At 65.6% G+C, this 18,930-nt stretch carries 22 protein-coding genes and 1 pseudogene; 13 read left to right on the top strand and 10 right to left on the bottom strand.

From position 1 onward, the window contains the following. Positions 1 to 55: 55 nt before the first annotated feature. A complete protein-coding gene (locus MXA07_RS01315; RefSeq protein ID WP_247730250.1) occupies positions 56 to 214 on the bottom strand; it encodes a DUF7563 family protein in 159 nt (52 codons plus the stop codon). A gap of 185 nt (positions 215 to 399) precedes the next feature. Continuing rightward, positions 400 to 582 (bottom strand): HVO_0416 family zinc finger protein, encoded by a 183-nt coding sequence (locus MXA07_RS01320; protein ID WP_247730251.1) that lies wholly within the window; start codon positions 580 to 582, stop codon positions 400 to 402. 191 nt (positions 583 to 773) lie between these two features. Here MXA07_RS01320 and MXA07_RS01325 point away from each other — a divergent pair, with 191 nt between their 5' ends. After that, positions 774 to 1,691, top strand: a complete 918-nt coding sequence (locus MXA07_RS01325) for a HesA/MoeB/ThiF family protein (RefSeq protein ID WP_247730252.1) — start codon at positions 774 to 776, stop codon at positions 1,689 to 1,691. Positions 1,692 to 1,722: 31 nt separating this feature from the next. On the opposite strand, the gene MXA07_RS01330 is transcribed toward MXA07_RS01325, so the two are convergent. Further along, complete coding sequence (locus MXA07_RS01330; RefSeq protein ID WP_247730253.1) at positions 1,723 to 2,007, bottom strand: HalOD1 output domain-containing protein; 285 nt, start codon at positions 2,005 to 2,007, stop codon at positions 1,723 to 1,725. A gap of 76 nt (positions 2,008 to 2,083) precedes the next feature. Next, positions 2,084 to 3,121, bottom strand: a complete 1,038-nt coding sequence (locus tag MXA07_RS01335; protein WP_247730254.1) for an ABC transporter substrate-binding protein — start codon at positions 3,119 to 3,121, stop codon at positions 2,084 to 2,086. A 205-nt stretch (positions 3,122 to 3,326) separates the two neighbouring features. Between MXA07_RS01335 and MXA07_RS01340 the strand changes: the two genes are divergently transcribed. Both MXA07_RS01340 and MXA07_RS01345 read left to right on the top strand, forming a co-directional pair. After that, entirely contained in the window at positions 3,327 to 3,626 is a 300-nt protein-coding gene (locus tag MXA07_RS01340; protein WP_247730255.1) for a DUF7344 domain-containing protein, read from the top strand. A gap of 392 nt (positions 3,627 to 4,018) precedes the next feature. Beyond that, on the top strand, positions 4,019 to 4,834 hold the full coding sequence (locus MXA07_RS01345) for a TrmB family transcriptional regulator (RefSeq protein ID WP_247730256.1): 816 nt from the start codon (positions 4,019 to 4,021) through the stop codon (positions 4,832 to 4,834). A 36-nt stretch (positions 4,835 to 4,870) separates the two neighbouring features. On the opposite strand, the gene MXA07_RS01350 is transcribed toward MXA07_RS01345, so the two are convergent. Beyond that, entirely contained in the window at positions 4,871 to 5,146 is a 276-nt protein-coding gene (locus tag MXA07_RS01350; RefSeq protein ID WP_247730257.1) for a HalOD1 output domain-containing protein, read from the bottom strand. Between the two features lie 244 nt (positions 5,147 to 5,390). Between MXA07_RS01350 and MXA07_RS01355 the strand changes: the two genes are divergently transcribed. The 4 genes from MXA07_RS01355 (at position 5,391) to MXA07_RS01370 (ending at position 10,453) form a co-directional block, all read left to right on the top strand. After that, positions 5,391 to 6,215 (top strand): helix-turn-helix transcriptional regulator, encoded by an 825-nt coding sequence (locus tag MXA07_RS01355; RefSeq protein WP_247730258.1) that lies wholly within the window; start codon positions 5,391 to 5,393, stop codon positions 6,213 to 6,215. Between the two features lie 117 nt (positions 6,216 to 6,332). After that, positions 6,333 to 6,938, top strand: a complete 606-nt coding sequence (locus MXA07_RS01360) for an OsmC family protein (RefSeq protein WP_247730259.1) — start codon at positions 6,333 to 6,335, stop codon at positions 6,936 to 6,938. A 6-nt stretch (positions 6,939 to 6,944) separates the two neighbouring features. Next, on the top strand, positions 6,945 to 7,718 hold the full coding sequence (locus MXA07_RS01365) for a methyltransferase domain-containing protein (RefSeq protein WP_247731690.1): 774 nt from the start codon (positions 6,945 to 6,947) through the stop codon (positions 7,716 to 7,718). Between the two features lie 659 nt (positions 7,719 to 8,377). Continuing rightward, positions 8,378 to 10,453 (top strand): helix-hairpin-helix domain-containing protein, encoded by a 2,076-nt coding sequence (locus tag MXA07_RS01370; protein WP_247730260.1) that lies wholly within the window; start codon positions 8,378 to 8,380, stop codon positions 10,451 to 10,453. A 49-nt stretch (positions 10,454 to 10,502) separates the two neighbouring features. Here MXA07_RS01370 and MXA07_RS01375 read toward each other — a convergent pair whose 3' ends face one another. Together MXA07_RS01375 and MXA07_RS01380 are read right to left on the bottom strand one after the other, a co-directional pair. Then, positions 10,503 to 10,892, bottom strand: a complete 390-nt coding sequence (locus tag MXA07_RS01375) for a type II toxin-antitoxin system VapC family toxin (RefSeq protein WP_247730261.1) — start codon at positions 10,890 to 10,892, stop codon at positions 10,503 to 10,505. Continuing rightward, positions 10,889 to 11,041 (bottom strand): hypothetical protein, encoded by a 153-nt coding sequence (locus MXA07_RS01380; RefSeq protein ID WP_247730262.1) that lies wholly within the window; start codon positions 11,039 to 11,041, stop codon positions 10,889 to 10,891. Before MXA07_RS01380 ends, MXA07_RS01375 begins: the two co-directional genes overlap by 4 nt. A gap of 94 nt (positions 11,042 to 11,135) precedes the next feature. Here MXA07_RS01380 and MXA07_RS01385 point away from each other — a divergent pair, with 94 nt between their 5' ends. After that, positions 11,136 to 11,288 (top strand): hypothetical protein, encoded by a 153-nt coding sequence (locus MXA07_RS01385; protein WP_247730263.1) that lies wholly within the window; start codon positions 11,136 to 11,138, stop codon positions 11,286 to 11,288. 347 nt (positions 11,289 to 11,635) lie between these two features. Here the strand turns inward: MXA07_RS01385 and MXA07_RS01390 are convergent. Next, positions 11,636 to 11,962: pseudogene (locus MXA07_RS01390) on the bottom strand (thiol-disulfide oxidoreductase DCC family protein); the annotation flags it as partial. A 117-nt stretch (positions 11,963 to 12,079) separates the two neighbouring features. On the opposite strand from MXA07_RS01390, the gene MXA07_RS01395 reads away from it, so the two are divergent. From MXA07_RS01395 to MXA07_RS01405, 3 genes are read left to right on the top strand one after another with little or no spacing between them, the layout of a single operon-like run. Beyond that, a complete protein-coding gene (locus MXA07_RS01395; protein ID WP_247730264.1) occupies positions 12,080 to 12,658 on the top strand; it encodes a hypothetical protein in 579 nt (192 codons plus the stop codon). After that, positions 12,645 to 13,553 carry a hypothetical protein gene (locus tag MXA07_RS01400; RefSeq protein WP_247730265.1) on the top strand — a complete coding sequence of 303 codons (909 nt, stop codon included), beginning with the start codon at positions 12,645 to 12,647 and terminating at the stop codon, positions 13,551 to 13,553. The genes MXA07_RS01395 and MXA07_RS01400 overlap by 14 nt, the downstream gene beginning before the upstream one ends. Before the next feature lie 5 nt (positions 13,554 to 13,558). After that, on the top strand, positions 13,559 to 14,143 hold the full coding sequence (locus tag MXA07_RS01405; protein WP_247730266.1) for a hypothetical protein: 585 nt from the start codon (positions 13,559 to 13,561) through the stop codon (positions 14,141 to 14,143). Positions 14,144 to 14,192: 49 nt separating this feature from the next. Here the strand turns inward: MXA07_RS01405 and MXA07_RS01410 are convergent, their stop codons facing one another. Continuing rightward, entirely contained in the window at positions 14,193 to 14,609 is a 417-nt protein-coding gene (locus MXA07_RS01410) for a thiol-disulfide oxidoreductase DCC family protein (protein ID WP_247730267.1), read from the bottom strand. Between the two features lie 413 nt (positions 14,610 to 15,022). Between MXA07_RS01410 and MXA07_RS01415 the strand changes: the two genes are divergently transcribed. After that, positions 15,023 to 15,286 carry a hypothetical protein gene (locus MXA07_RS01415; RefSeq protein ID WP_247730268.1) on the top strand — a complete coding sequence of 88 codons (264 nt, stop codon included), beginning with the start codon at positions 15,023 to 15,025 and terminating at the stop codon, positions 15,284 to 15,286. Between the two features lie 44 nt (positions 15,287 to 15,330). Here MXA07_RS01415 and MXA07_RS01420 read toward each other — a convergent pair whose 3' ends face one another. Beyond that, positions 15,331 to 16,980 carry a hypothetical protein gene (locus MXA07_RS01420; protein ID WP_247730269.1) on the bottom strand — a complete coding sequence of 550 codons (1,650 nt, stop codon included), beginning with the start codon at positions 16,978 to 16,980 and terminating at the stop codon, positions 15,331 to 15,333. A 157-nt stretch (positions 16,981 to 17,137) separates the two neighbouring features. Here MXA07_RS01420 and MXA07_RS01425 point away from each other — a divergent pair, with 157 nt between their 5' ends. Then, on the top strand, positions 17,138 to 18,766 hold the full coding sequence (locus MXA07_RS01425) for a tryptophan--tRNA ligase (protein WP_247730270.1): 1,629 nt from the start codon (positions 17,138 to 17,140) through the stop codon (positions 18,764 to 18,766). Positions 18,767 to 18,930: the final 164 nt, after the last annotated feature.

Here is an 18,930-nt window from a genome sequence, read left to right on the forward strand (position 1 = left end):
GGCAGCGTGATGCGAGCGATCCGGGGCGACGACCGGGGCCCGCCGCAGCCCTCGCTCAGTCGCCGCGGGGCGATCTGGCGGTCCGCACGTCGGCCCCGTCGCGGATCTTGTCCGGACAGTCCGGACAGACGCGCGGTTCGTCCACGGTAGGCGGCGTGAACACTCTGACGTACGCGTCGGTGACGAACGATCCACAGTTCTGACATTCCGGCATTTCTTCTCTCGTCTCGTCGGTTCGCTTGCTTGCGATAATGAATGTTCCTATTCGAACGATCGGCAGTGCCGATCGGTGATTAGGCATCTGGTGGCGGGCGACGAGATCGCCGGGAGCGCCGCTGTCACTTTCCGATCGTCAGTCCGAAAATGGTTCGAGTCGCCGGACCGCTGGCGCCCGGCGGACTAGCGGCCGGGCGCCCACCCGCAAACGGTACAGGCCGTGGCCCCGTCGTCGTGGAGGCCACCGCACTCCGGACACTGCTTCTTCCGGCGATCGTGTTCCCAGCCGACCGGCTCGGTGGTGTGACCGCGATTGGACAGGAACTGGTCGAACACGTCGTCCGTACCGTCGGGAGTAGCTCCCATAGGTATGCAATACCATCACACGATAATAAATCGTTGGGTCGACTGCCGCCGACCGGGACGGGCCCCGATCTGAACGGCACGCTGGCCGACGACCGGCCCCGGCAGCGAGACCCTCGTCCGGGCGACAGGACGAAGGCCGGGGTTCCGGGACGCATCCGCGGATTTTTGGCCTCGACGCCCCAACGACGGGCATGGCAGACCTCTCGCTCGACGCGACGCAGCTCGATCGCTACTCGCGTCACGTCATCATGGACGAGGTGGGTCCCGAGGGGCAGGCGGCGCTGCTCGACGGGTCGGTCCTCGTCGTGGGGGCGGGCGGCCTCGGCTCGCCGGCCATCCAGTACCTCGCGGCGGCGGGTGTCGGTCGGCTGGGCATCGTCGACGACGACGTCGTCGAGCGCTCAAACCTCCAGCGCCAGATCGTCCACGCCGACGCCGACGTCGGTCGCCCGAAGGTCGCGAGCGCGGCCGACTACGTCGAGCGGCTGAACCCGGACGTCGCGGTCGAGCCCTACGAGACGCGGCTCGACGCCGACTCGATCGACGAGATCGCGGCGGGCTACGACGTCGTCTGCGACGCCAGCGACAACTTCGCGACGCGGTACCTCTGTAACGACTACTGCACCCTCACCGACACGCCGCTCTCCCACGGCGCCATCTACCGCTTCGAGGGGCAGGTTACGACGATCGACCCGGCGGGCGCAGCGGCGACGGAGACGGAGTCGACGGCGTCGTCCGGGTCGTCGGCGACGGACTCGACGGGCGAGGGGGCAGCGGCCGGGGACTCGGGAGCGGCCGGCCCCTGTTATCGCTGTCTCTTTCCCGAGGCGCCAGAGCCGGGCACCGTCCCCGACTGCGCCACGACGGGCGTCCTTGGCGTCCTTCCCGGCACGATCGGTTGCATCCAGGCGACGGAAGTGGTGAAGCTGCTGACCGGTATCGGCGAGACGCTGGCCGGTCGACTCCTCGTCTACGACGCGTCCGGGATGTCGGTCGAGACCGTCGACGTCCGCCGGGATCCGGACTGTCCCGTCTGCGGCGAGGAGCCGGCCGTCGAGTCCGTCGACGACGTCTCCTACGGGGCGCGGTGTGCGATCCGGACCGAGTAGCGCCGGCCTCCGTGCCCGAGCGGTGCCGGCCTCACACGCGGGGTTCGAATCGCGCGCCGCCGTCCTGCGTCACCGTGACCCGGTAGCCGTAGTAGGTGAACGAGACCTCGGCGTCCGCCTCGTCGCCGGGCGGATTCGTGTACAGGTGTTCGAGGACGTGGTCGATGCAGTCGTAGAGCGGCGGCAGCTCCTCGATCGGGACGTCCTCGATGTCGGCGATGACCGACACGACCTCGACGTTCGGATCGGTTTTCTCGGTGTCGAACTGTCTGGTGACGGCGTCGCCGGAGGAATCGCCGGGGGTCCGAGCGCTCATACTGGGTTGCTCACCATCCGCAGCCGTAAGTAGACCACCGACGGAGGCGTGCGATCGACTGGCCGCGACGTGGGGCTCACGACGGCGGCCGGGATTCGAGTTCCGACAGCGGGACGGCGACGTCCGCGACCGGACGCGCCTCATCGCCGTCGACGCGGACGGACTCGGAATCGCGGCGCGAGCCGTAAGCTCCGGACCGCCGCCGATCGGCGTCGACCGCGTCCGCCGTCGCCTCGGGCTGAAGCATCGCCGCGAGCGCTTCCGCGGCGTCGACCAGTCGCGGACCCGGTCGGTTGAGGTAGTGGTGGCCGTCCATTGCCCAGGCGCGGCCCGCGTCGACGGCTGCGAGGTCGCGCCACCCCGCGCGATCGGTGAGGTCCGCGAGGTTCGCGGCGGTCTGGGCCAGGTCGTAGCCGCACGGGGCGACCACGACCACCTCTGGGTCGTAGTCGCGGATCTCGGCCCACTCCCGGGGTCGGGCGCGCTCCCCGGACGACGCGAGGGCGTAGCGCCCGCCCGCGATCTCGACCAGCTCCGGTACCCAGTGGGCCGCCACCATGAGCGGGTCCGTCCAGTCGAAGATCGCGACGCGGGGCCGGGCGTCGGGATCGGCCGGCGCGCGTTCGCGGAGCGCGTCGAGGCGGGCGTCGAGGTCGGAACGAACGTCCCGGGCGCGATCCTCGCGACCCAGCACGCGGCCGAGGCGCTCCAGATCGTCGAAGACCTCGTCGATCGTGTGGGCGTCGATGGTGACGAGCTCCGGCTCCGCGTCGATCCCCTCGACCGCGTCCGCGACGGCCGCGGTATCGACCGCGCAGACGTCGCAGACGCCCTGGGTGACGATCACGTCCGGGTCGAGCCGCTCGATCGTCTCGACGTCGACGTCGAAGACGCCGCCGTCGGCCGCTCCGTCGTCGCCTCCGCCGACGCTCGCCTCGCGGACCTGCCGGTCGATCTCGTCGGTCGAAGCATCGGCGTCGATCCGCGATCGCGTCACGCTCGGTCGCGACGCGAAGTGCGGCGGGTAATCGCACTCGTGGGAGACGCCGACGGGGTCGATCCCGAGGGCGGCGACGAGTTCGGTGGCCGACGGGAGGGTCGTCACGACGCGCATATCCGGTCGTACAGGCGGGGCGACGAAAAGGGTGCGGGACGGACGGGGTCGGGCCGCCGGCGTGGGATACCTGGGCGACAGTCCACGCGCGTCGCCGCCCGCAACCGCGGGGACCCGTTCACTCAGTTTATCACAACAACGTAATTTGATGAAAATGATAACACTTTATCTCCGTAGCTAGCCATCTATTTCCTAGTGAAATAAAATGAATGATAGAACCTTCGACGCGCTGACCCACACCGAACGGCGCCGGCTGCTGCTGGAATTGCTCGACCACAACCCGCGAGAGCTGACGTACACGAGCGACGAAGCGACGGGGTCGGGGACACAGCAAGCGGCTGTCGAACGAGAGCCGGCCCGGATCAGAACCCATCACGTCCACCTTCCGAAGCTGGCCGAGTACGGGTACGTGGAGTGGGATCGGGAGGCAGATGTCGTCACGAAAGGGCCGCAGTTCGACGAGGTTCGGCCGCTGCTCGAGTTCCTCCGGGACGAGTGCGAGTGACACCGCTGCGGTCGAACGCCGATCAGTGTTACAGCCGTCGCGTCTTCTCCGTCGCGTCCGCTCACCGGCACCGCAGCCTTCGAGCGTAGCGGCCGCTGAAGACCGGTGTCCGTCAGGAGTCGCGTCACCGACAGCGTGCTCGCCGTCTCGCGTCGGTTGCGGCCGCCAGAAGATCGGATATGGCGCGCCCCATCGTGGTTGGGCCGTAATAGGGCGCGCCACTCGTGAACAACCGTTGCGTACTGAAGTAGCTTGTGTGATAATCCGAGTGAAAACTCTCCCCCGGCGGAATACAGCCGATTCAGCGGATTACGACGGCTCGATAACAGGAACCTTTTCCCGTCCACGGGCGATAGTCCTCACGTTCGGAACGCCGGACGCGTGGTTGGGCCATGACAGAAGACACGATTACCAACGAAGCGGTGAGTCTGTTGCAAGAACTCGGGCTCCAGGAGTACGAAGCGCGCTGCTTTCTGGCGTTGACGCAATTATCGAGCGGAACGGCCAAAGAGGTCCACGAAATCTCCGAGGTTCCGCGGACGCGTGTGTACGACGCCATTCGCGTCCTCGAATCGCAGGGGCTGGTCGAAGTCCGCCACTCCAGCCCGCAGGAGTACCGGGCGGTCGGCATCGACGAGGCGACGCGCACGCTCCGGCAGAAGTACTCCGACCGGATCGACACGCTGCTATCGTACCTCGAATCGGTCGAGCAGCGCAACGCCGAATCCGATCGAGATCGGGTTCAGGAGGTGTGGTCGCTGTCCGGGAACGACGCGATCGATTCCCGGACGGTCGACCTCGTCGACGGCGCGGAATCGGAGGTCGCGCTGCTCGTCGTGGACGAGTCGCTCCTGTCTAACGCGCTCTTCGATCGACTGCGCGAGGCCGCGGAAGGAGACCGCTCCGTCGTGATCGGCGGCCAGACGGAACAGATCAGGTCGCGGCTGGGGACGGAGCTCCCGAACGTCACCACCTTCGAGACGGAGCTGGACTGGCTCACCGGACCGTGGGAGGACCACGAAGTGGCGATCAGTCGGATCCTGCTGGTCGACCGGGAGACGCTGTTGATCGGATCGTACTATCCCGGTTCCGACGACGGGGGCACGGAACAGGCGATCTACGCCACCGGCCTCGAGAACGGGGTCGTCGTCCTCCTTCGCCGACTGATCTCGGCGGGATTGTCCCGTCGCGAGGAGCCCAGCGACTGACCGTCGGACGGTCGCTCAGCGAACGGCGACCGTCGGTCACTCGCAGACGATCGTTACCTCGTTCCCGTCGATCTCGACCGCGTACTCGCCCATGACGAACGAGAGGGCGACGCGCTCGGTACCGGAAACGAGCGTGTCGAGCGCCTCCGGATCCACGTGGTCGAACAACGTCGTATCGAGCGCCCGCGCGAGGCGCACCGGCTCCGTGTTTTCGACGGCGGAGATGGCCTCGATGATCGCGAAACTCGGAGGAGTGACCGACCAGTCGTAGCGGTTGTGCGAGACCGCACCGACCGTGTCATCGTGATCCATGATACAGTGTGGCAATCGATGGGGATAAGGATTGTGTGACGATCCGGGTGACAGTTGGCGGATGGCCCGCACGCGTTCGCCTCTCGGTCGCGGATCGGAACGGAACCGACTCCGTCACCTCGACGTTCGGTTTGGCGTCCGGGACGTCGGTTCGGATCCGCAACGCATACGGCATCGTCGGGCTCGACCGTACTCACAACCGCGCCGGAGCAACCGTTTTACGGACTCATTGCGAAGGTTCACCATGGCCAGCGGTGACGTGAAACGTTCTCCGGGCGACTCGCCGACGGCCGACGTCGCGTACCTCTCGCGGGCGGACCACCGCATCCCGGCGCTCGTCGCGCTGTCCGAGCGACCGCGCAGCCGGGCCGAGCTCTGCGAGCTGACCGGGGTCTCATCCTCGACTATCCGGCGGACGCTCGACGGGTTCGAGGCGCGGACCTGGATCCGCAAGGACGGCTACCAGTTCGTCGCGACTCGACTGGGGGAGACGGTCGCGGACGGGATGGAGACGCTGCTCGACCGACTAGAGACGGAGCGAACGCTTCGCGCCGTCTGGCGGTGGCTGCCCGAGGCGGTGGGCGAGTTCTCCGTCGAGACCTGGGCGGCGATGACGGTCACCGTCGCCGACCCGGACGCCCCCTACCGACCGGTGAGCCGGTTCGAATCGCTGCTCTCGGGGACCAGCGAGTTGCGATACCTCCGCCCCGAGGTCGCCCTCATGGAGCCGTGCTTCGAGACGCTCCCCTCGCTGCTCGACGCAGGCGGCGAGATCACCGTGATCGACCGGCCGAACTGCCACGCGTACTTCGTCTCGACGTACCCGGAGCGCTGCGCCGCGCTGCTCGAGCGCGAGGCCTTTTCGGTACTCGAACACGACGACCTCCCGCCGTACGGGGTCGGTCTGCTCGACGATCGCACCGTCATCAGCTGCTACGAACCGGGTAGCGGGGCGGTCGCGGCGGTGATCGACACCGACGCGCCGCCGGTCCGCGAGTGGGCGACGTCGGTCTTCGACCGCCACCGCGCCGATGCCAGGCGCTTCGATCCCCGGCCGATCGGCGAGTGAGCCGAGCGCAGGCGGTGACGCGATCGCAAGCGGTGGACATCCGGCAGTCCCCGCCGACCCGTCACGGAATGGCTACAATACGGCCGGAAGCGTCCGTATTCTTGCGGGGGAGACACCATGACAGACGATCAGCAACTGGCACACGGTATCGACCGCGAGGCGATGGCCGCGTTCGCAGAGCACGCGTCGGCCGAGCCCGACGCCGTCCAGCTCGGCCTCGGGGCGTCGGCGACGTACGAGGGGACCGCCGCCCACAGCCTGGCGAAGATCGACAGCTACGACCTCGGCGGCGAGACCATCGACCGGGAGACGCGCGAGTACACGATTCCCTACGGCGCCTGGAAGGAGGTGCTCGAGGCCGGCGGATGGGTCGGCGCGACCGACCGCATCGAGCCCGTCGAGGCCGCCCTCTCCGCGCTCGCGGCCTGCATCAACGTCGGCATCTCGATCAACGCGGCGGCCGAGGGCGTCGCGTTCGACGAGCTCCGGACGAGCGTCCGTACCGACTTCGATCCGGCGGTCCTGTTCAGCCTCGCGGACCTCGAGACGGCCGACTCCGTCTACGGGAACCTGCAGGCGACGATCGAGATCGAGGGCGGCGACGTCGATCCCGAACGAGTCGACGAGTGGGCCCGCAGAGCCCCGGTCTACACGCTCGTCTCGCTCGCCCAGGACGTCGAACTGACCGTCCAGACGCCCGCCGAGGTCGCGGGCGACGACTGAGGTGACCTGATGGACGCACTCGATACCCAGAAGCTCGAACGCGAGGTCACGGCGATGTACCGCGACGTCGCGACGGCCGCCGACGCGGAGCGACACTTCGAGACGGGCCGGGACCTCGCCGAGCGACTCGGCTACGACGCCGCCGACCTCCAGTTCGTGCCCGACGCGGCGATCGACTCGTTCGCGGGCGTCGGCAACGCCTTCGACCTGGCGGCGCTCGAACCGGGCGAGTCGGTCCTCGACCTGGGAAGCGGGTCGGGCACGGACGCGTTCGTCGCCGCGCTCCGGGTCACCGAGACCGGGTCGGTCGCCGGCGTGGACATGACGCCGGAGCAGGTCGCCAAGGCCCGCGATCTCGCGGCCGACGGCGGCTTCCACACCGTCGAATTTCGCGAGGAACGCATCGAGTCGCTCCCGTTCGACGACGACGCGTTCGACGCGGTGCTCTCGAACGGCGTGATCAACCTCTCGCCCGAGAAGGGGCGGGTGTTCGAGGAGGCCGCGCGGGTGCTTCGGCCCGGCGGTCGACTCGCCATCTCGGACATCGTCAGCGAGGCCCAGTTGCCCGAGCGCATCAAGACCGACGCGGACCTCTGGGCCGCCTGCATCGGCGGCGCCGAGCAGGTCGATCGCTACACCGACCTGATCGAGGCCGCGGGCTTCGAGGTGGACGCGATCCGCGCGAACGACGAGTACGCCTTCACCTCCGATCGGGCGGAAAACGCCTGCCAGACGTACGGTGTGCGAAGCGTCTCGCTATGCGCCCGGATGGAGGCGTAGGGGACCGCCACCGACGAGCGCACGTGAGAATATCGGTATTTTGGTCCTGTTTCGGCACTACTTCGAACGAAAAGCCGATAGACACCGTCGAAGGGTAAGGGGTTGATATGAGAGACGGGTACGTGCGTATTAATTTAATAGAAAATATTTTAGACTGAAATTTCGTATGAAGCGACAATGGAACGCCGAGAGTTCCTCGCTGGCGGAGGGATAGTTGCCGGGACCATCACGGTTGGCGGCCTCCTTTGGCGCCACACCCGGAGCAATCTGGCGGTTCACGTGCAAAATCTTACAGACGAGCGCAAGCGGGTCGTCCTGACCATTTCGACACTTGACGGCGGCTACGTGTTCGAGGAAACCTTCGATATCAGCGGCGGCAGTTCGCTACTTCGACGTAACGTCGCAGGCGGCGGCAGGTATACGGCGACAATTCGATTTTGGAGACCGGGAAGTCGAACACGATATGGAGCGGTTCATCTGTCACGAACCGACGATCGTGTTCGAGATCGGCGGTGGCCACACGATATCGGCCTATTCGATGTGCTGAGCGGCGGGCGCCCGCGACGCGGCTTCGGGCGCCCGCCATCGGCCGACCCGCGCCGGCGCGACCACCAGCGGACCCAATACGCTTTTCCTGATTCCTGCGTATGTCCGGGCAGATGGAACTCGAGTCGATCCCGGGCGTCGGCGCGAAGACGGCCGAAGCGCTGGCCGAGCTCGAGGATCCCGAGGCGGCGCTCGCGGCGGGCGACGTGGCCGAGCTCGCGAGCGCGCCCGGCATCGAACCGGGCCGGGCCGCTCACATCGCGCGCGGCGCAATCCGGGCCGAGCACGACGATCCCGGCGGATTTTGCGCGACCGACCGGGCGCGGGAGATCTACCGCGAGTTGCTCGAGGCGGTGCAGGCTCGCGCCGTCACCGACTACGCCACCCGCCGACTCGAGACGTTCTACCCGAGTCGGCGCCGCTCGCGGATCGAGGAGGCCCGCGAGGTGACCGCGGCGGCGCTCGATCGCGACCCGAACGAGGCCGTTCGCGAGGCGCTCGACGGCGTCGAGCCGGTCGCCGAGCCCGGCGACGTCCGCGTCCGCGAGCGCTGTCTGGCGACGGTCGACGCCGAGCGCTACTCGCGGGCGCGCGAGTCGTTCCCGGAACTCTCGGTCGAACTCGTCGAGGACGCCAGGGGGCTAGCCGAACTCGCGCGGGGGTACGCGACGGTGGTCGCCCTCGACGAGCGCTTCGCGGGGGTGGACGTCGAAGGCGACGTCCGCGTTCGCCCCGACGCGTTCGACGCGCCCGTCGAGATCGTCCCCGAACGCCCGCTCGCGTTCTTCTCGCACAACCGCGATCGGCTCCGCGCCGCGATCGGAGTGCACCGCGAGAGCGACCTCGAACCGCCGTGCGACCTCGACGACCTCGAGGCGGGCCTCGAACGGCTGGAATCGGACGGGACGGTCGCCGGCGACGACGAGCTGGATCGACTCGAACGCGCGCTCGACGACCTCGACGCCGCCGTCGACGCGGCGGAGTCGCTGGCCACCGACCGGCTGAAGGAGGCGATCGCGGAGCGAGACGTCACGATCGAGGGATCCGACCTGCTCTCGCTGGTCGAGCGCGGGGCGGGGGCGGACAGCCTCCTCTCGCGCGAGCTCGGCGACGAGTACGACGCGGCGGTCGCGGCGGCCCGCGAGCGCCTGATCGCCGACCTCGACCTGGCGGACGACGAGGCCGAGCTCGCCAGACGCGCGTTCCCCGACGAGCCGACCGTCCCGGTCACGCGCGAGGACGAGGTCGTCGCCCGCCTGCGAGAGAGCCTCCGGACCGCGATGGACCGCCGGGCGAGCAAGCGAAAGCAGGAGCTCGCGAGCGACCTCGCCGACCTGCGCGCGGACGCGGAGACGCTCGTCCGGCAGGCGCTCGAACTCGACGTCGAACTGGCCATCGCGCGCTTCGCCGCCGACTACGACTGTACGATGCCCGAATTCGTCTGGGGCGGCGAAGCGACCGACGCGGGGGCAGAGGCGGGTGCGGACGCAGAGGGTGACGCGCCCGACGTCGACATCGAGGGCGGGCGCTCGCCGTTACTCGACGAGCCGCCGGAGCGGATCGATCCGGTCGACTACGCGATCGACGGCGTGCGCCTGCTCTCCGGGGTCAACAGCGGGGGCAAGACCTCGACGCTCGACCTCGTCGCGAGCGTGGTCGTCCTCGCCCACATGGGCCTGCCGGTCCCCGCCGACCGGGTGCGCCTGCGTCGCTTCGACGGGCTGCACTACCACGCGAAGACCCAGGGTACCCTCGACGCGGGCGCGTTCGAGGCGACCGTGCGCGGCTTCGCCGACCTGGCGACGGGCAACGACGGCGGGCTGGTGCTGGTCGACGAACTCGAGAGCATCACCGAACCCGGCGCGAGCGCGAAGATAATCGCCGGCATCCTGGAAGCCCTGGCCGAGCGCGACGCGACGGCCGTCTTCGTCTCCCACCTGGCCGACGAGATCCGCGAGACGGCGGGGTACGACGTCCCCGTCGACGGCATCGAGGCCGTCGGCCTCGTCGACGGCGAACTCGAGGTGAACCGCTCGCCCGTCCCGGACCACCTCGCGCGCTCGACGCCGGAGTTGATCGTCGAGAAGCTGGCCACCGAGGCCGCCGCGGGGAGTGACGGCGAAACGGGCGCCAGCGCGGACGGCGGGGCGGATACGTTCTACGAGCGGTTGCTGACGAAGTTCGAGTGAGAGAAAAGGGGCGGACGGATGCAGTCGCGGACCAACGGAGGAGACCCCATCACACGAGTTCAGCCGGGGAGATCGCCCCGTGTTCGCGTAATTCGGCGTCGAAAGAGACCAGCGTCGCATCGACGGCGGCCGCTGAAGCCAGAACGAGGGCGTCCATCGGATACAGAAGCGTCTCCTCCTGCAGTCGGCTCGCTTCGATTGTATCTGCCGCACTGGGGAACGTGACGTTCGTCCGCGACCGAACTCGTTGTTCAATTTGTGTAACGCGGTCTCGTTCGAACCGCTTCTTTTTCGTCAATACGGTACGCAATTCCATGAGGTTCAACACCGACGTGTACGTCTCGTCGAGTTCGTTGAGGGCGTGAATTGCCGTCTCCGATCGATCCGTGTCGACCGTAACGGCGGCAACGAGTACGTTCGTATCGAGAAGATACGTCATAGCCGCTCGCGAACGTCGCGGACGGCATCGACCGAATCGAGTTCGACGTCCACCGCAAGTTCTGCGAGCGCGTCACCGAGCGGCGTGTCTGGATCGTCCGCTGGATCCTCGACCATGAACTCGGCGAAGTCTTCGGTCGTGAGACTCATGTTGACACGTTGGTCAGCAGTTTGTAAAAAACTTGCTGGTGAGTACGCCGCACCGTGGCTCGGACGATGGCTGTCTCGTCAACGCGACCGTCGAATGGGGACCGCCAGCATCGCATCCCTCCCGGACCCGGTCGGCGGGAAACTGGCCACTGAGGCCGCAGCGAGGAGCGACGGATGGGCGGGCGACGCTAGCGCGGACGGCGGGGCGGATACGTTCTACGAGCGGTTGCTGGCGAAGTTCGAGTGAGGGCTGGGATTCGTGACGGCTCGGTTGCCCTCGTCTCACGCTCGAACCAGTTCGTATAGGGGGAGCGGAACGTACGATTTTGGAAATTACGATTTCCGAAATCGTGATTTCTGAATCCGGTTTCGCCAGGGTTCGTCGGTCACCTCCCCGAAACGACCGCGAGATTCGGAGGGCGATCCGTTCGATCTCGGGATCGCCATCGTTAGGCGCAGCTTCTGACATACGACCGTACGAACTGTGGACATCATATAGAGACCGCGGGTGACGGCGACGGTGATACTACAGCTAGCGTTTCAGCGATAAGTCGCCCGAATGAGCAAGAGTAGCACCGGGTCGAAGTGGTGGATCTACTCCAGAAACCGCGCGCCCACGTCACCCTCGGGAATCTCGCAGCGATCCTTCTTGCCGAAGACGCGATACCGATTGTTCGCCATGAGGTCGTAGACGGCGTCCCGGACGACGCGCGGCACGTAGCGAAACGGCGAGAGCAGGCGGTAGACGCCGCCGAGGATGGTGGCGATGCGGATGACGGCGCCGGACTTGACGTAGACCGACTCCCCCTTGACGAGGACGATCGAGTCGAACTCCTCGGTGGGCAGACCGTGTTCGTCGAGCAACTCCTGGCCAACCTCGGACTGCAGCGAAGCGAGGTTTAATTGCTCCTTGATACCCCGAGAGGGCCTATTCTAAGAACTGACAATTCGTCCAAATAAACTAATATACCTGGTAGCGTAACTCGCATTCCCTAATAAATATCATATATTTTTACTTGATATAGATTTAATACATTTGTGGATGATCTGATGACGTCGCTTTTGACAATATCCACACGCGAATTAGCGTTGATGGGGCGGCGTCGGTTTATTGAAACACTCACCGCGATAGGCCTCTCCGCGAGTACAGTTTCTGGAATGACAAAAGAAAAATTGTTGGATTTGACTGATGACCCAACAGATAGGGTCCCCAGAGCAAAAGCAATTCGGCTGAAAAATCCCGATAAATGGGAAGCCCCCCCATTCCCAGAAAGAGAGCCTCAATTTGAGACGGAGTATACGACCATCCCTCGAGACAAATGGGTTCGAATGGAGTCAGCATACGATGCATCCGAACGGATTAAGAGAAAAGTAAGTTCACAATTTGATTCAAATTCAAAGATAGATGCTGTTACTACCGGAGTAACACGAGAGGTGTTCGGTCAACACGAGCAATATGCCGTGAGAGTCGGGCTTAAAAGGGTTCACGGCACACAGAGTGGGATATATAGCAACCGTGAAAGAGACGAGCTAGTTGATTCATTGAAGGAGATTGCCAGACGAAGCATATGGAGATGCAGCAAAGGAGACAGATCCGTCGGTTGTGAGCGCCAGTGAGATATCAAACTCACCAGCAACAGCTGTCGAAGACATTCCAATACAATATACGATTGGTACCGAAACAGAGTCAGCTGCGTGTGGGAACAATGGTAGTGATCGATATTACGATCGTCCTTATAGAATTTCTGAAGTAAGAGATTCTGAGGTTCCATACGGTATCCGAGCAGGAGCATATCGGCCGAAAGAGTGGCCCAATGAAGATGAATATGATTGGTCGGTGGGCACCTTAGGACCACGCGTTTGGGACCACGAAGATATGGAATATCGATTCACAATTACAGCTCACACCACACTCCAGTACGATGGAGGAAAACCGGACTGGAAGAATCCTGATTCACACTCCGATGATGCAATCGGAAGAGCAATCGCTCAACCGGGTGGTTCATCGCACCAAATTGGTACCGTTTCACGGGGTAGCTACCATTACACCGACGAGGATTCACCAACATATTTAGATGTAGCAGTAATCAAACCCGACGAGGATCTTTATCCAATAAGATCCGTCGGCGAACAGAATGGGCAAGGTGTAGATGAAGCGTTCGACATCGGCCATGGCACATATTCAGTCGATCAGCTCAAGGATCTAGAAGCTGGGACGGACCTTATTCGGCAGGGTCAACGTACTGGTCGATGTGGAACACCCATTGATGAAATCAATAGTTCTGGGAGTCGGTTCAGGCTGGAACACGATGGAGATTACCACGACACGAACGGGGACTCAGGATCCCCATACTTCGTGGAAGATGACGGAGAGTTCCTCGTGGCAGGTATGCACCGTGCTTCCACACAGACACAGATATACCATCCGGACTTTGGTTGGATCGATGTTATGGTTGGTATAGGAATGGCTATGGAATGGGTTGAGAATAACATGAATATCAGTTCGATGTGATTAGAATGAACGATCTCACTCGCCGCAGCGTGATCACGGTCGCACTCGTTACAACAGCTGGCTGTATTGACGGCGATTCGGCCGTGTCGGACGAGCCTGGCGATGAGTCCGGTACGAGCGACGAAGATCCAACGAAAGGGGAGAACGAGACAGTAAATGGGGACGGGGATCCGAGCGAAGGTCCATCGACGTACATGGATCTCGTGTTCTACCTGGTCGACCCTAACACGGCCGACGATGGGGCATGTTACTCCATCGACGACGATCACTTTGCGGGCGTCAAACTGTTCGAAGAAGGGTTCGACGATCTTCGGAGTAATCCGCCGTCGACGTGGGTCGAAGGAGCCGAGCCCGGAACGGAACGGATTGGAGGAACAGTCGGGGCTGACACGCCGGCTGGATCGGAAGCGGCTACCGTCTATCGGTCAGTGTTCGAGGATACAGCGGGTGTTTCCGACGGCGTTCCCGACAGCTATCTGCGGGAAGCGGCGGCGGCGAGTGACGCATCTCTGTCGAGCGAGACGGTTCCCTGTGTCGAGTACGACGGGAACGTCATCGCCCTACTCCTCCGAATCGAGCAAGAGAACTGATCGAGCAATCCGTCGATTCCGCTCATAGTCAGACGAGTCTGTCATAGACTTACTCCAGAAACCGCGCGCCGACGTCGCCCTCGGGAATCTCGCAGCGATCCTTCTTGCCGAAGACGCGATAGCGATTGGTCGCAACGAGGTCGTAGACGGCGTCTCGGACGACGCGCGGCACGTACCGAGTGGGCGAGAGCAGGCGGTAGACCCCGCCGAGAATCGTGGCGATACGGATGACCGCGCCGGACTTGACGTAGACCGACTCCCCCTCGACGAGGACGATCGAGTCGAACTCCTCGGTGGGCAGACCGTGTTCTTCGAGCAACTCCTGGCCCACCTCGGACTGCAGCGAGGCGAAGTAGAACCGCTCCTCGTCGTCCCGCGGCGCGATGAACTGCACGAACCCGTTACAGAGGTTGCAGACACCGTCGAAGAGGACGATCGGCGCGTCCTCGGGAACCGACGACTCCATGCGAGAGCGTTGGCGTGGCCGACAGTAAGGCGTTCCGGTCGGTCGGAGGGGAATTCGACAGAGACGGATATCCGACGGACAACTCGCCGGTTCGATTGCGATTCGAGGCGGTTCCACGACCGTTCTATTCATCCATCTCTGGTATTTATATAATCGATACTAATGATTGGTTGAACGGAAGCCGCGCTCCGCGTTGTCGTGGGGACAGTCACCGAGAATGTCCCGGGTGTTAGGACCACCCGAGACGTGGCTTCCAAATCCGAGGAGGATTTGTCTGCCATGATTGCGAACACACTACCGAGACAAAAAGGTCTCGCACGCCTGCGGTACAGTCAGCGAATGCTCCGTCCCGATTTCGGTTCGGTTTCGAAAGCGAGCCGCGAGTCCGTCGCCGGGTCGCTGGAGGGCGCCTGATGGGACGTTACGAGTACGGCGAGCCGTCGACCAGTCGCTCGTGCGAGCGCTGCGGGCAGGGACTCGGGCTGGAACACAGCGTTCGACTCGTCGCGCGTCACGAAGGGGCGCGTTCGAATCGCTATCGGGACGTCGAGCGGTACGTCTGCGGCGACTGCGTCGCCGCGCTCGGGATGCTGGAGTTCGAGGAGCGGGAATCCGACGGCAGATCCGGGACCGCGGAAGCCGGTCGCCCGCAGCCGGCCCGGTCGATCGGCGAGTGACACCGCACCAGCCGAGGCGACGCGGCGACGACGGCTCGCCCGGTCTATCGACAGGCTCGGGTCGCCACCTCGAACGTGGTCGAGTCGGACGCACCGTTCGAGCCGGGTTCGATCCCGGTCTCGGCACCGGGAAGGGCGAACTCGTGGCGCGTGTACGTGATCCGGATCGACGTCACCGTCCCGTCGAACCGCTCGTCCGCGCGGGTGCACATGTACTCCGCGTAGGCCTCGCGATAGGGCTCCGCGTCCGTCCCGAAGAGGGCGACGGTGTACTTGCGCCACCGGAAGCTCGGGATTCGATCCGAGGGGTCCGGCGGTGGCGGGGCCGACAGGGAAGTCCCGCGGAGCACGTCGACCGCCTCTCTGTCAGCGCGTTCGGCCGTGACGGTCAGGTAGCCGAAGTCGTCGCCCGGATCCGGCGCGTAGACGTCCCAGGCGTAGTCTTCGAGCGAGACGTCGGCGACCGGTTCGACGGGCTGGGCCCAGCCGAGCAGGCCGACCGAGAGGACGGCGACCACACAGAGGAGCAGGACCAGCGAGATCGTCCATCCCCGGTCGGCCAGCGTGCGAGCGGTCGGGGTGACGACCCGAGCGGCGGCCGCGTCCAGCTCGCGGTCGAATCGCGCGAGCGGCTTACCGAAGCGGCGCGCGCCCCGACGGAGACGGGCGATCGAATCGCCGACGCCGGCCGAAATCGAAGCGTCCCAGGCCTCACGACGGGTTGCGACCGAGCGTCGGAGTCGTGTCCCCATCCGTTCGGCTGCATTCCAGAATCGCGGTGGCAGAAACATGACGACGCCGGCGGCCAGCGACGGTGGGAAGAGTCCGATGGCCATCGTGAGAGCGAGGCCCGAAATCGCCCCCAGAAACGCCAGACAGTGGACTAGCCGAAGCCGGTCGGCGGTGAGGAGCAACACCGGCGCCGAGCAGAGCAGGCCGAACCAGCCGTAGGTGCCGAGTTCGAGCAGGACGGGGTACTCGACCAGGACCTCGCCGAGCAGGATCGTCATGTGATCCTGCCGGAACGCGTAGTCGAGCGCCTCGCCCGTGGGCCAGGTGTCGCCGGCGAGTTTCTCGCCCGCGTTGCTGAAAAAGAGCGTGACGACGTGGATCATCGCGGCCGCCGTCGCCGGCGTCGCGATTCGCGACCCACCCCGCCAACGAACCCGGTCGAGCCAGTTCGCGCCCGGTGTATCGTCGACGGGCTCGTCTTCGGGAGCGCCCCGGGCGGTCGACCGGACCGCCCAGCGATCGGCCAGCGGCAGGAAGACGGCGAGCACGAGGAGTTCCCGAAAGAGGCGATCACCCGCGTTGAGGACGTGCGGGTTTCGCCAGTGGAGCGAGAAGACGAGGACGGCCGCGAGCGCCGCGGCGAGGCGCGGCCGGTAGCCGACGACGAGCGCGATCGCGAGGAGGCCGGTGAACGCGAACAGGAGGGCCTGCGACCACGCACCGCCGGAGAGCGCGTGCAGCGAGAGGTCGGCGGTGAGCCCCGAATTCGCGTCCAGCAGCGAGCGCGGCAAGACGCCCGCGTCCGTGTAGAACGCCCGCAGGTCGGTCGCGCGATGGCCGACGTCGAACAGCAGCGTTAGTCCCAGAAGGACGCGAAACGCCGCGATCGCGCGGCCGTCCATCCCGAGGCGGCGCCCGAGGGCCGATCGAATACTCGCGCGGCTCGACGAGCGAGTGGCCATTCGTTTGGAGGTTCCAATCGCCTCACATAGCTCTTCTGTCGTCGATCGGTGGCCGGGGTCGATCACCGAACCAACCCCGACAGCGCGTTCCGACCGCCGTCGCCCCGCATAGCGGGACACGAAGGCTTTTTCGTGCGTCGGGCCGGCGGGAAACGTAATGACCGACGACGAGCACTCGACCCGCGGCGAGGGCGAATCCGACCCCGTCGATCCGCCGGTCGGCACGCGTAGGCGAGCGAGGACCGACGGCGGCGTCGAGGCCGAGGACGTCGACGACGTGGTGCTCGATCCCTGGGGCGCCGCGAACGTCTCCGACTACCGCAAGCTCTTCGAGGAGTTCGGCATCGAGGAGTTCGACGACGTCCTCTCCGAGGTACCAGAGCCTCACTACCTGATGCGCCGCGGCGTGATCTTCGGCCAGCGCGACTACCGGCCCGTGGCCGACGCGTTGCGCGAGGGCGAGGACGCGGCCGTCCTCTCGGGATTCATGCCGACCGGCGACCCCCACATCGGCCACAAACTCGTCTTCGACGAGATCATCTGGCACCAGGAGCGCGGCGCCGACGCCTACGGCCTGATCGCCGACCTCGAGGCCCACGCCGCACGCGGCCTCTCCTGGGACGAGATCGATGAGCACGCGCGCAACTACCTCCTCTCGCTGCTCGCGCTCGGGTTCGACCCGGAGGAGGGCGACCTCTACCGGCAGTCGACCAACCGCGAGGTCCAGGACCTGGCGTTCGAACTCGGCGTCGAGGCCAACTTCTCCGAACTCGGCGCGATCTACGGCTTCGACGGCGAGACCGACGTCTCGCACATGCAGAGCGTCGTCACCCAGATGGCCGACATCCTCTATCCCCAGCTCGACGACCCCAAACCGACCGTCATCCCCGTCGGGCCCGACCAGGATCCCCACGTCCGGCTGGCCAGGGACCTGGCCTCGCGGATGCGCTACTTCGGCGTCACGGAGGCCTACGCCAGCTTCGAGGCCGACCCGGGGGAACTCGCCGTCATCGCCCAGGCTTACGACGCCCGCGAAAAGTACGCCGAGGATCCCGACCAGCCCCGGTGTACCGAGGCGGCCGACTGGCTGCGCGGCGAGGGCGGCGCACGGCTCGACGTCCCGGAGGACGAAGGCGCGCTCGACCGCGCCGCGGAGTCGCTCGAGAACGCCGGCATGGAACCGCTGCGCCCGCGCACCCGGATCGTCAACCGCCGCGGCGACGACGCGGCCTTCGAGGCGCTGATCGACGCCGTCGACGGCGAGAAGCGCGTCTTCGAGGCCCACGTCGACGCGTTCGACCTCGATCGCGAGACGGCCGAGGAGCTCGCCCGCGAGGTCGAGGTCGAGCAGGGCGGCTACGGCTTCCTGCCCCCGTCGTCGATCTACCACCGCTTCATGACCGGGTTGACCGGCGGCAAGATGTCCTCCTCGATCCCGGCGAGCCACATCTCCCTGCTGGACGACCCCGAGGACGGTTACGACAAGGTGAAGGCGGCGACGACGGGCGGGCGCGAGACCGCCGAGCTCCAGCGCGAGCTCGGCGGCGAGGCCGACGAGTGTCCGGTCTACGAACTCTACGCCTACCTGCTCGCGGGTGACGACGACGAGTTCGCCACCCGGGTCTACGACGAGTGCGTCGGCGGCGAGCGCCTCTGCGGCGACTGCAAGGAGCAGGCCGCGGGGTTGATGAAGGAGTTCCTCGAAGCGCACCAGGAAAAGCGCGAGGAGGTCGAAGGCCTTCTCGAGGCGGCCGACATCGAACTCGAATCGCCCCGGAAGGGGTGAGTGGAGCCGGTTCCGTCCTCTGCTCCCGCCCCGAACGCTCGGCCGGGCTCGATACCCGTCGACGTCGGTTGGGTGGCACCGAAACAGGGCCCAGGCGGGTGGTTCCGTTACCGACCGGCCGAGCGACTCATCGTCGTCCGAGGAACGCACATCGGCCTGACCGA

Source organism: Halovivax limisalsi, from assembly GCF_023093535.1.
Classification (GTDB): domain Archaea; phylum Halobacteriota; class Halobacteria; order Halobacteriales; family Natrialbaceae; genus Halovivax; species Halovivax limisalsi.

Coding starts and splice junctions, on each gene's coding strand:
- MXA07_RS01315 (WP_247730250.1), bottom strand. CDS start 214: ATGCCGGAATGTCAGAACTGTGGATCGTTCGTCACCGACGCGTACGTC.
- MXA07_RS01320 (WP_247730251.1), bottom strand. CDS start 582: ATGGGAGCTACTCCCGACGGTACGGACGACGTGTTCGACCAGTTCCTG.
- MXA07_RS01325 (WP_247730252.1), top strand. CDS start 774: ATGGCAGACCTCTCGCTCGACGCGACGCAGCTCGATCGCTACTCGCGT.
- MXA07_RS01330 (WP_247730253.1), bottom strand. CDS start 2,007: ATGAGCGCTCGGACCCCCGGCGATTCCTCCGGCGACGCCGTCACCAGA.
- MXA07_RS01335 (WP_247730254.1), bottom strand. CDS start 3,121: ATGCGCGTCGTGACGACCCTCCCGTCGGCCACCGAACTCGTCGCCGCC.
- MXA07_RS01340 (WP_247730255.1), top strand. CDS start 3,327: ATGAATGATAGAACCTTCGACGCGCTGACCCACACCGAACGGCGCCGG.
- MXA07_RS01345 (WP_247730256.1), top strand. CDS start 4,019: ATGACAGAAGACACGATTACCAACGAAGCGGTGAGTCTGTTGCAAGAA.
- MXA07_RS01350 (WP_247730257.1), bottom strand. CDS start 5,146: ATGGATCACGATGACACGGTCGGTGCGGTCTCGCACAACCGCTACGAC.
- MXA07_RS01355 (WP_247730258.1), top strand. CDS start 5,391: ATGGCCAGCGGTGACGTGAAACGTTCTCCGGGCGACTCGCCGACGGCC.
- MXA07_RS01360 (WP_247730259.1), top strand. CDS start 6,333: ATGACAGACGATCAGCAACTGGCACACGGTATCGACCGCGAGGCGATG.
- MXA07_RS01370 (WP_247730260.1), top strand. CDS start 8,378: ATGGAACTCGAGTCGATCCCGGGCGTCGGCGCGAAGACGGCCGAAGCG.
- MXA07_RS01375 (WP_247730261.1), bottom strand. CDS start 10,892: ATGACGTATCTTCTCGATACGAACGTACTCGTTGCCGCCGTTACGGTC.
- MXA07_RS01380 (WP_247730262.1), bottom strand. CDS start 11,041: ATGAGTCTCACGACCGAAGACTTCGCCGAGTTCATGGTCGAGGATCCA.
- MXA07_RS01385 (WP_247730263.1), top strand. CDS start 11,136: ATGGGGACCGCCAGCATCGCATCCCTCCCGGACCCGGTCGGCGGGAAA.
- MXA07_RS01405 (WP_247730266.1), top strand. CDS start 13,559: ATGAACGATCTCACTCGCCGCAGCGTGATCACGGTCGCACTCGTTACA.
- MXA07_RS01410 (WP_247730267.1), bottom strand. CDS start 14,609: ATGGAGTCGTCGGTTCCCGAGGACGCGCCGATCGTCCTCTTCGACGGT.
- MXA07_RS01415 (WP_247730268.1), top strand. CDS start 15,023: ATGGGACGTTACGAGTACGGCGAGCCGTCGACCAGTCGCTCGTGCGAG.
- MXA07_RS01420 (WP_247730269.1), bottom strand. CDS start 16,980: ATGGCCACTCGCTCGTCGAGCCGCGCGAGTATTCGATCGGCCCTCGGG.
- MXA07_RS01425 (WP_247730270.1), top strand. CDS start 17,138: ATGACCGACGACGAGCACTCGACCCGCGGCGAGGGCGAATCCGACCCC.